The following is an 11925-nucleotide window of genomic DNA, read 5'->3' as shown; positions in this document are numbered from 1 at the left end:
ATTACTCAGCAGTCTGTTTCGGTTTTTTACAGTTACAAAAAATAAATAATCCAATGCCTATACAGATAGCGCAGTCTGCAATATTAAAAGTTGGATAGTGCCAATTGCCAAAATTAACATCTAAAAAATCAATCACAAAACCATGGTACAAGCGATCGAATAAGTTACCCAATGCACCACCTAAAATTAGTGATAAGGAAAAATTTTCTAATTTTTTGTGGCGTGAATTACGATAGAGCATATGCATAATTACAACGCTGATAATTAAGGCAATAGCAACAAGCATCTCACGTTGTCCTTCAAAAAAACTAAATGCTGCACCGATATTACGCACATAAGTAATCGAAAAGAACGGTAAAAGATTTACTGATTCAAACAGAGAAAATTTATCAATAATAAAAAATTTGCTTGCAATATCAATTACAAAAACCACAATTGTAACGAGTAACCAGTAAAGTCCATTATCTTTTTTCATATAGTATGCTCATTATTATATTTCCGCCGACAGCTGTCGGCGGTTAAAATATTGAATTGCTATAGATTTTCTTCTATAGCGGTTTTAAATATCAAATTATTGATGCTAGGCGAAATGTCTAACTTCACCTTTACCATTAATATTTTCTTCACAGCGTTTACATAGATGCGTGATTGGATCATTATCGATAGTATAGTGCCAGCAACGCGGGCATTTATCGCCTTGCGCTTTGGTAAGTTCAATTTTTAATCCATTAATATCACTTTGCACGGCATTTTCTGGCGCTGCTTGTAATGGCTTAACATCTGCTTGTGATGTTAATAATACAAAGCGTAATTCGTTTTCTAATTTAGCTAAAGTTGTGGTGATATCTTCATCAGCATAAAGGGTAACCGCCGCTTCAAGAGCCCCTCCTATCACTTTATCATTACGACCTTGCTCAAGCACTTTATTAACTTCACTACGAATCGCTAGAATTTGTGCCCAATATTCACTGTTTAATGTTTCATTGTCTGATAATGTAAACAGTTTTGTGTACCATTCATCTTCAAAAACAAATTCTTGTTTTTCTGTTGCTGGTAGATATTGCCAAATTTCATCTGCAGTGAAGGATAAAATTGGCGCAATCCAACGTACCATCGCTTGTGCAATATGATACAGCGCAGTTTGGCAACTATGACGAGCAATACTATCGCTTTTGGCCGTATATTGACGATCTTTAATGATATCTAAATAGAAAGAACCCATTTCGATTGAGCAAAATTGCATAATACGTTGTACAACTTTATGGAAATCATAGTGCTCATAAGCCTGAATGATTTGATCTTGGGCTTCTTTTGCCATACTCACTGCCCAGCGATCAAGTACCACCATATCTTCTGGTTTAATCATATTTTTGGCTGGTTCGAAACCATTTAAGTTTGCCAGTAAAAAACGTGCGGTATTACGGATACGGCGATAGCTATCCGCAGCGCGTTTAATAATTTCATCTGAGTAGCTCATTTCGCCCGAATAATCGGTAGAAGCAATCCATAAACGTAATATATCGGCACCTAATTTATTCATAACTTCTTGTGGTGTCACAATATTACCGAGTGATTTAGACATCTTACGACCTTGCCCATCAACTACGAAACCGTGAGTTAAGACTTGTTTGTAAGGGGCTTTATTATCAATAGCTGTTGATAACATTAATGATGACATAAACCAACCACGATGTTGATCGGAACCTTCTAAAAACATATCGGCTTCGTGTCCTGCAAATTCAGGACGAACACGAACCACTGAATAAAAAGTTGATCCTGAATCAAACCATACATCTAATGTGTCAGGTACTTTACGGTAATCATCGGCATCAGGACCAAGTAGATCTTTAATATCTGCATCCCACCATGCTTGAATGCCATTTTGTTCAACTAATTTCGCTATTTTTTCAATAAGTTTTAAAGTATCTGGATGCAGTTCTTCTGTCTCTTTATGCACAAATAGCGTCATGGGTACGCCCCATGTGCGTTGGCGAGAAATGCACCAGTCTGGACGGTTCGCTACCATAGTTTCAATACGTGCTTGCCCCCAGTCTGGGATCCAACGAACTTGTTTGATCTCTTTTAATGATTGAGCACGTAGACCTTGTTTATCCATACTTATAAACCATTGTGGCGTTGCACGGTAGATAACTGGCGTTTTATGTCGCCAGCAGCATGGATAGCTATGTTCAATATTTTCAAAGTGTAGTAACGCATTACGTTCTTTTAATAGTTCCACCACCACTTTATTGGCTTTAAAAACAAATAAACCATCTAAACCAGCACCTGTTCCAGGTAAGTAACAACCATTTCCTCCAACAGGATTAGCCACTTCCAGACCATATTTTTGACCAACAACAAAATCTTCTGCTCCATGACCTGGGGCTGTATGTACTGCGCCAGTACCAGCATCAACCGTAACATGTTCACCAAGGACAACGGGTTCATCAAAATCGAGAAAAGGGTGTTTAAAACGCAATAATTCAAGATCCTCACCATGGCAAGATCCTAAGATTTTCCAATTAGCTATATCAGCACGTTTCATGAACGATTCAACTAATTGTGATGCTAAAATTAAGCATTCTTTATCATTGATTTGTACGAGTTGATATTCCACTATTGCATTAAGTGCAATTCCTCGGCTAGCAGGAAGTGTCCAAGGTGTGGTTGTCCAGATAACTGCATAAATCGTTAAATCTGTATTGATTCCAAATTTATTTGCTACCGCTTGATTGTCGGTTGCTTTGAATTTAACATCAATCGCTGGCGATGATTTATCATAATATTCGACTTCAGCTTCCGCTAACGCAGACATACAATCCGTACACCAATAAACTGGTTTAGCGCCTTTAACTAAATGTCCATTTTGAATCACTTTACCTAATGCACGAATAATATTTGCTTCAGTATCATAGTTCATCGTACGGTATGGATTTTGCCAATCGCCAAGTACACCCATGCGAATAAAATCAGCTTTTTGTAGTTCAACTTGTGAAGCAGCATAATCGCGGCAAATTTGACGAAATTCAGCGGGTGTTACTTTTACACCTGGCTTACCGACTTGTTCTTCTACTTTTTGCTCGATAGGCAAACCATGACAATCCCATCCTGGAATATACGGGGAGTCATAACCACTTAATCCTTTTGATTTGATGATAATGTCTTTAATAATTTTATTGACAGCATGACCAATATGAAGTTTACCGTTTGCATAAGGAGGACCATCATGCAAAATAAAGGCTTTTTTCCCTTTTTTTACTTGGCGGATTTTACGATAAAGCTCTTTATCGTACCAATTTTGCAACATCGCAGGTTCACGTTTAGCAAGATCTCCTCGCATTGGAAACCCAGTTTCCGGTAAATTCAATGTGTTTTTATAATCTGTCATGCTGATTTATTCCAGTTAATTTTGTTGATACTACTTTTTAATTGGTTAATTTTGCCCTGATCTCTTTCGCAGTGCAAATATCTTGTGTTATTTGTTCTTTTAAGTCTGACAATGAATCAAATTTTTTCTCATCACGTAATTTACGAACAAATGTAACGTCTAAATATTGTCCATAAATATCACCTGAAAAGTCAAACAGATTCACCTCTAATATTGCTTTTTTGCCTTGAATTGTGGGTCTTATACCTATGTTGGCTATACCTTCATAATCTTGATTGCTACAGCAATTTTTGATTTTAACCAGATAAACACCTTGTAGCGCTGGTTTTTTGCGGTGCAGATGAATATTGGCTGTGGGAAATCCTAATTGTCTTGCTAAAGCATTGCCATGTATTACGCGCCCCTCAATGGTATATTCACGCCCTAAAAGGCAATGTGCTAATTTAAAATTACTATTGAACAACGCTTCTCGCACCGCAGTGCTACTGATTCTTAAATTATTCCAAACCAGTGTTGGCATACTCTGAATAACAAAGTGGCGGTTATAAGAAAAATGTTGTAAAAAATGAATATCGCCTTTACGTTCATGTCCAAACCGAAAATCATCACCAATAGCAATATATTTGGCATTTAGTTTGTTAATTAACCAATCTTGAACAAAAGTATTGGCTGACATATTGGCAAAGGTTTGGGTGAATGGAATTGCAATAATATAGTCGATACCGAGCTTTTCAATTAACATCACTTTTTGTTTAAATGATGTTAATCTTGCAGGCGCTTGCTCTTTACAGAAAAACTCTAATGGCTGAGGTTCAAATAACATAACCACTGTTGGTAAATTTAATTTTTTACCTTGTTCTATTAAATGATTAATTAATTGTTGGTGCCCTAAATGTACACCATCAAAGTTGCCCAATGTTAGTACACATTGAGTAAATTCATTGTTTAAATTACCAATACCGCGGATTATCTTCATTAAAGCGAGTTAATTAATTGTTATGTTTTAACTAAAATAGTAGTCAATTATACCAATCTTTCTTGAAGATGCACGCAATAACAACTGTGCTTTTTATGTTATATATGCAATATTACGCTTATTGAATGAATAACGCGTGATGGTAATATCAAGCTTTAAAGCATTTTTATCACTTTACGTAAATGGACATTGATCATTAAAGAAAAATCACATAATAAAACAATTTGCTATCTTATGATTGTAAATTCTATTGTTGTGCTCATAAAATAAGACACGACTTTCTTTTTATCGTTTAATTGCTATTAATAGTGTTTTAACGCCCTTAAAAATTCTTGCCGGGTGCTTGGATTCGTTTTAAATCCTCCACCTAATGCGGTTGTTGTTGTTAGACTGTTTGAATCTTTAATACCGCGGGCTTTTACGCAATAGTGTGTGGCATCAATTGAAACTGCAACATTAACCGTTCCTAACAGTGTTTGTAGTGCAACCAGAATTTGTTGGGTTAATCTTTCTTGCACTTGGGGGCGTTGTGAAAAAAACTCAACAATCCGATTAATTTTCGATAAACCAATCACTTTATCTTTTGGAATATAAGAAACCGTCGCTTTACCATCTATGGTAACAAAATGGTGTTCACAAACACTCGTTAAAGTAATATCCCGAACAGTAATCATTTCATCAACCTGCATTTTATTTTCAATTAAGGTGATTTTGGGGAAGTTATGATAATTAAGTCCAGAAAAGATTTCATCAACATACATCTTTGCAACACGGTGCGGAGTTTCAGCTAGGCTATCATCACTCAAATCAAGTTCCATGAGTTTCATAATTTCTCGAAAATGTGTTTCGATTTTAGCTTTCCGTTCGCTATTATTCATATCTAAACGACTCGATGGGGTTTCCAGATTTTTAGCGGCGAGTGCTTCTTTTACTTTTTGCGCAGCAAGACTTAATTCTGTCATCTATTACATACTCAGGCGAAAATAAATGCACTATTATATAACATTTATTGAACAATATACAGTTGTTTACTGGTTTTTTATACTGAAACGTATAGTTAATCTGAAACTTCTTTACATTATATTATGGTCGTGAATAAGAATATTATGGTTAATTAGGTTATACTATCAGCCATTGACTTGAATAACATTTGGGTAATAGAAATGCCAAACAATACGCCGATCATCTTAATTGATGGATCTTCTTATCTTTACCGAGCTTTTTTTGCATGCCCTCCATTAACTAACGCCCAAGGTGAGCCAACTGGTGCTATTTTTGGTGTGATTAATATGATTCGCAGTTTGATTAATCAATATAATCCTACCCATATTGCGGTGGTCTTTGATGCTAAAGGGGGATCATTTCGTAATGAGATCTATAGCGAATATAAAGCAACACGTGAGGCCATGCCCGAAAATCTTCGCCCGCAAATTGATCCCATTCATACTATTTTGAAAGCAATGGGATTACCATTACTATGCATTGAAGGTGTTGAGGCTGATGATGTTATTGGTACTTTAGCCAGACAAGCTGAACGCGAAAATTTGGAGGTATTAATTAGTACTGGCGATAAAGATATGGCTCAGTTGGTGAGCGATAAAATCACACTAATTAATACAATGAATAATGCTGTGCTTGATCCAAAAGGGGTGATGGATAAATTTGGTGTTCCACCTGAAAAAATTATTGATTATTTAGCTTTAAGAGGCGATTCATCTGATAATATTCCTGGAGTGCCAGGTGTAGGTGAAAAAACGGCACAAAGCTTATTGACTGAATTTACCAGTATTAAAGATATTTATGCGCGCTTAGATGATATTGAAAAATTATCGATCCGTGGTGCAAAATCTTTAAAACAAAAATTGATTGATAATCAAACTGAAGCTGAACTTTCCTATTTGCTTGCTACCATTAAAACTGATGTAAAATTAGATTTTACTAATGAGCAATTGCTTATTTCCGACATTGATGTCAATAAATTGGTCGAATTGTTTTCTTATTATGGTTTTCATCGTTGGCAAAAAGAGTTAATTGCTGGTACGTTCCTAAAACAGCAAAACAATGCTATCGTAGATGTAGATAAAAGTTCATCTTTATTTGTAGAGCAACAACATCCAACTCTAGCACAAAAAAAAGAGACCGATTATCAATGTATATTAACGCATGAGCAACTGGATGATTGGGTTATCAAGTTATCCAATAGTAAGCAATTTGCTTTTGATACTGAAACGGATAATGTTGATCATGTGCATGCTAAATTAGTGGGTATATCGCTGAGTGTTAAACCCTATCAAGCCGCTTATTTACCACTGGCACATCAGTATTTAGGTGTTCCAGAGCAATTACCCTTAACCGATGTGTTAGCCAAATTAAGCCCCGTACTTGAAAATTCAAAGATCAAAAAAATTGCGCAAAATGCTAAATTTGATTATAGCGTATTAGCTAATTATGGTATTAAGGTAAGTGGTATTGCCTATGATACCATGCTTGAATCTTATGTATTAAATAGTACTGAGCGTCATGATATGGATAGTATGGCACATCGTTATCTCAATCATAAAACCATTACTTATGATGAGCTAACCAAAGTAGATAAAAAGAAAGTTACCATTGATGCTATTGAGATAGAAAAAACGACTCAGTATGCGGCTGAAGATGCGGATATTACTTTGCAACTGCATGAAAAATTGTGGCCAGAACTTGAAAAAGACCAAAAATTAACGAAGCTATTTACTGATATTGAGATGCCATTAGCTATTGTACTGGCTGAAATGGAAAGAACAGGTGTTTTGGTTGATGCAAAGCAATTAAATGAGTACTCTAATGAGTTAGCTAAACAGTTAATTGAAATTGAAGCACAACTGCAATCATTAGCAGGCGAAAAATTTAATCCAGCTTCACCAAAACAGATTCAAGCTATTTTATTTGAGAAACACAATTTACCTGTTTTAAAAAAGACCCCAAAAGGTGATCCTTCAACCAGTGAAGAAGTATTAAGTGAGCTGGCCAACGAATACGAATTACCACGAATGATTTTGTTTTATCGTGGGTTAGCTAAATTGAAAAATACTTATACCGATAAACTACCATTGATGATAAGCCCAATCGATCAGCGTATTCATACTAACTATAATCAAATTGGTACTATCACAGGTCGATTGTCATCCAACGATCCGAATTTACAAAATATCCCAGTACGCAATGAAGAAGGACGCCGTATTCGCCAAGCATTTATTGCACCGAAAGGTTATAAGATCATTTCTGCTGATTATTCACAAATTGAGTTACGTATTATGGCGCATTTATCGCACGATAAAAGTTTACTTAATGCTTTTGCCCATGATAAAGATATTCATCGAGTAACCGCTGGTGAGATTTTAGGTAAAACCGAATCAGAAGTCACCAATGAAGAGCGAAGACGTGCTAAAGCAGTTAATTTTGGTTTAATTTATGGTATGAGCGCTTTTGGTTTATCTAAACAGATCAATATTCCTCGTAAAGAAGCGCAGTTTTATATCGATCGTTATTTTGAACGCTATCCAGGCGTTCAACAATATATGGAACAAACACGCCAACTTGCTGCCGAGCAAGGTTATGTTGAAACCTTGTCTGGTCGCCGTTTGTATCTACCTAAGATTAGATCAACTAACGGTATTGAAAAGCGAGGAGCTGAACGCGCAGCAATTAACGCACCAATGCAAGGTACCGCGGCGGATATTATCAAAACAGCCATGATAAAAATGAGTGAGTGGATAAAAAATCAATCCGCAGGTAATATCAAAATGGTGATGCAGGTACACGATGAATTAGTGTTTGAGGTAAAAGATGCATTTGTTGAACAGTACTGTACAGAAATTAAAAAGATTATGGAAAATTGTTATCAGTTATCCGTACCTTTAAAAGTTGATATAGGAATCGGCAATAACTGGGATGAGGCACATTAATTATTCAAAATACAAAGGTTAAGTATCAATGTTTTATACTCAAACGTATGCTTAACCTCAAACTTTTTTACAACGTTGATCATTAATTCTTTAACATTAACATGACTATTGCCGAAACCTTTTAGCATGTTAGAATAAGCAACTAAAATGAATTTATATCAAAAAGTTATTCTATTAATTTGATATTGACAAAATAAAAGGGCGCAAATGATGACCTTATAGTATCGGCGCTCATTTCTGTTATTATTAGGATTATTTCATGAAAATTAAAACTCGTTTTGCACCTAGCCCAACAGGCTATTTACATGTAGGTGGTGCACGTACAGCGCTTTACTCTTGGCTCTTTACTCGTCATGCAAAAGGTGCGTTTGTATTGCGTATTGAAGATACTGATCTTGAGCGTTCAACACCAGAAGCGATTGAAGCCATCATGGAAGGTATGAATTGGTTAAAATTGTCATGGGATGAAGGTCCTTATTTTCAAACGAAACGTTTTGATCGTTACAATCAAGTTATTGATGAAATGTTAGCTAAAGGTTCGGCTTATCGTTGTTACTGTTCAAAAGAACGTCTTGAAAAATTACGTGAAGAGCAAATGGCGAAAGGTGAAAAAGCGCGTTATGACGGTCATTGTCGGTGTGATGATATTCAAAAACAGCATTCACATACTGAGCCGCATGTTGTTCGTTTTGCTAATCCAGTAGATGGCGTAGTTATTTTTAATGATCTGATTCGTGGTCCAATTGAAATTGCCAATAAAGAGCTTGATGATTTAATCATTCGTCGTACTGATGGTTCTCCGACTTATAATTTTTGCGTCGTTGTGGATGATTGGGATATGGAAATCACTCATGTTATTCGTGGTGAGGATCATATTAATAATACGCCTCGCCAAATTAATATTTTAAAAGCATTAGGTGCACCATTGCCTGAATATGGTCATGTATCAATGATTTTAGGTGACGATGGACAAAAGCTCTCTAAACGTCATGGCGCAGTGAGCGTGATGCAATACCGTGATGATGGTTATTTGCCAGAAGCGTTGCTTAACTATTTAGTTCGTCTTGGTTGGTCTCATGGTGATCAAGAGATATTTTCAGTGCCAGAAATGATTGATTTCTTCTCATTAGATGCAGTGAGTAAATCTGCAAGTGCATTTAATACTGAAAAATTACTTTGGTTAAATCATCATTATATTAATCATTTAGATGCTGATTATGTTGCTCAACATTTAGTTTGGCATATGAATCAACTTGGCTATGATTTATCACAAGGCCCAGATCTGATTACGATTATTAAGTTATTTGGCGAACGTTGCAAAACGCTAAAAGAGATGGCTCAATCATGTGCTTATTGTTATCAAGATTTTACTGATTTTGATGCTGATGCTGCAAAAAAACATCTACGCCCCGTTGCCAAAGAACCATTAGAAAACATCCGAGAAAAAATTGAAGCGATTGCTGATTTTGATTGGGAAATTAAAAAAATCCATCAGGTTATTGAAAAAACAGCTGCGGAGCTTGAAATAGGTATGGGTAAAGTTGGTATGCCACTTCGTGTTGCAGTAACCGGTATTGGTCAATCCCCTTCTGTTGATGCAACGGTATTTGCTGTGGGTAAAAAACGCACGCTAGCAAGAATTGATAAAGCGCTTGCGTATATTAACCAGAGAGAGCAAACATCAGCATAATCATCCTATTATTGCCGGTTGATTCCGGCAATAATTTTAGCTAAGTCGAGAATGAATATGGCTCGTTTAAAAAAACGCTATTGGATTTCACTAAGTATTTTAATGTTTATCATCGTACTTAGTCTGTTTGGCTGGCGTTCTTGGCAAGAATTTAGACAAGAGTACGGATTCTCAATAAACTGGTATGGAGCGCATATTAACCTATCCGGTCTTTCATTTGAACAATTGACGGTTTATAAAGAGTCGCAATTTACTGTTACGGCTAAAGATGTACTGATTTCCTGGTCAAAACTATCAGTCCAAAATCTTAATATTGATTGGCAATTAAGTGACAATAAGATGGTCACTGATAAAACCAAAAATGTCGTTAATGTGACGACTGAAAAGCAAAATCAATCGGAGTTTAGTTATTCGTCGTTGTTAACCATTATTTACTGGTTACCCTCAACGATCCATATTGACTCTTTACGAATTTATGAACAAAATCGTGAGCTTTTTGATGTGGAGATGACAGCAACTAAACAGCAAGAAGCTATTCATTTGGACGTATCGTCGAATAACCAATATGTTGCTAATCTTTCTGCCACTTTACTATTCAATCAAAATGATTTGCGTATTGATATCCAAAATGGTGTTTTAACCACAACTATAAATCAATTTGGTGTACAAAATGGGAAAATATTACTGCCGTTTACGGGTTGGATTACCGATAATCGATTTGAATTCAATAATTCTGGCAATGCCTCAGTAACTATAGAAAAAGCAAATTTGTCGGACGACTTTCAATTTAACCAATTAAATGGAACGTTAACATTTAAAGTACAATCACTCATTCCGATTAAACCTAACCAGATATCAACCACAGCTAAATTAGCCCTTAATAAATTCAATGGTATTTATAAAAATAGTGAAATAAAATCTGCTGCGGGTAATATCTATGTTGATATCAAAAATCAGCAATTTACCATTTCAGTACCATCACTTAATATACAAGAAATCAATATGGGGATTGCTTTACAACAAGTGAAATTATCTGGTAGTTATACAGCGCCATTTAATACACCAAACAAAGGTATAATTATTTGTAAAAAGGCACAAGCAACGATTTTTTCAGGTTCTATATTTCTTCAAGCCAATAAATTGAATTTAGCTAAATTACCCCAACAATTAAATTTAAGGTTAAAACAGATACAATTAAAAGATATTCTTGCCACATATCCTGCTGAAGGACTCGCTGGTGATGGTGCTATTGATGGTTTATTACCCATTACTTTATTATCTGTAAATAACAAAGATGGTGTAACTTTTAAGCCTATAATTAAAAAAGGACAGCTAACCACAACCCACCAAGGCTTTTTACAGTTTGAAAATTCAGCTTTAAAAAATTATGCCAAAAATAATCCTAATATGAAAATACTCACAGATATTATAAAAAATTTTCATTATACTAAACTGGATGGAACGGTTGATTATGCTGATGATGTCGCTAAATTAGGGCTTCATATCCAAGGAAGTAATTTGGATGTTGAAGATGGCAAAGCTGTCAATTTAAATGTAACATTAGAAGAAAATATCGCCAAACTGCTAACGAGTTTACAATTATCGGATCAAATTAGTGAACCAATTCGTAAACGTATTGAAGCGCATTTAAAAAAGGAATCTGCAAAATAAGAGGTCATTTTATGATACGACGAATTATTGCAATATTGGTATTAGGTAGTGTGTTAATGGGATGTTCGCCGACGGTTAAAGTACAAACACCAAGTGAACCTATTAATATTAATTTAAATGTAAAAATCGATCATGAGATTAATATTAAAATGGATAAAGCATTAGATAATATTATTAATAAATCTGGATTATATTAAAAAATAAATTTTTGTTAATGAGTGATTTAATAAGAAAATAGCAAAGATGGTCAACACAT

Annotated in this window: 8 protein-coding genes; 4 read left to right on the top strand and 4 right to left on the bottom strand. The window is 35.3% G+C overall.

From position 1 onward, the window contains the following. Position 1 precedes the first annotated feature (1 nt). The 4 genes from lspA to folE all read right to left on the bottom strand — a co-directional run bounded on the left by lspA (position 2) and on the right by folE (position 5326). Complete coding sequence (gene lspA / locus J3U19_RS04490; RefSeq protein ID WP_267340182.1) at positions 2 to 475, bottom strand: signal peptidase II; 474 nt, start codon at positions 473 to 475, stop codon at positions 2 to 4. Positions 476 to 580: 105 nt separating this feature from the next. Further along, positions 581 to 3388, bottom strand: a complete 2808-nt coding sequence (ileS, locus tag J3U19_RS04485) for an isoleucine--tRNA ligase (protein WP_267345517.1) — start codon at positions 3386 to 3388, stop codon at positions 581 to 583. A 37-nt stretch (positions 3389 to 3425) separates the two neighbouring features. Beyond that, positions 3426 to 4364, bottom strand: coding sequence for a bifunctional riboflavin kinase/FAD synthetase (gene ribF / locus J3U19_RS04480; RefSeq protein ID WP_267340186.1), 939 nt, complete (start codon positions 4362 to 4364; stop codon positions 3426 to 3428). Positions 4365 to 4666: 302 nt separating this feature from the next. After that, positions 4667 to 5326 (bottom strand): GTP cyclohydrolase I FolE, encoded by a 660-nt coding sequence (gene folE, locus J3U19_RS04475; RefSeq protein WP_267340187.1) that lies wholly within the window; start codon positions 5324 to 5326, stop codon positions 4667 to 4669. A gap of 201 nt (positions 5327 to 5527) precedes the next feature. Between folE and polA the strand changes: the two genes are divergently transcribed. The 4 genes from polA to J3U19_RS04455 all read left to right on the top strand — a co-directional run bounded on the left by polA (position 5528) and on the right by J3U19_RS04455 (position 11866). Next, positions 5528 to 8308 (top strand): DNA polymerase I, encoded by a 2781-nt coding sequence (polA, locus tag J3U19_RS04470; protein WP_267345516.1) that lies wholly within the window; start codon positions 5528 to 5530, stop codon positions 8306 to 8308. 259 nt (positions 8309 to 8567) lie between these two features. After that, positions 8568 to 9998, top strand: coding sequence for a glutamate--tRNA ligase (gene gltX, locus J3U19_RS04465; RefSeq protein ID WP_267340190.1), 1431 nt, complete (start codon positions 8568 to 8570; stop codon positions 9996 to 9998). A 57-nt stretch (positions 9999 to 10055) separates the two neighbouring features. Continuing rightward, positions 10056 to 11669: an intermembrane phospholipid transport protein YdbH family protein gene (locus J3U19_RS04460; RefSeq protein ID WP_267345515.1), complete on the top strand. Its 1614-nt coding sequence runs from the start codon at positions 10056 to 10058 to the stop codon at positions 11667 to 11669. An 11-nt stretch (positions 11670 to 11680) separates the two neighbouring features. Next, entirely contained in the window at positions 11681 to 11866 is a 186-nt protein-coding gene (locus J3U19_RS04455; protein WP_267340192.1) for a YnbE family lipoprotein, read from the top strand. Positions 11867 to 11925: the final 59 nt, after the last annotated feature.

Source organism: Gilliamella sp. B2828, assembly GCF_026537125.1.
Taxonomy (GTDB): Bacteria; Pseudomonadota; Gammaproteobacteria; order Enterobacterales; family Orbaceae; genus Gilliamella.
The sequence above is the reverse complement of the archived record's forward strand: the minus strand, read 5'-3'. Positions and strand labels throughout refer to the sequence as shown.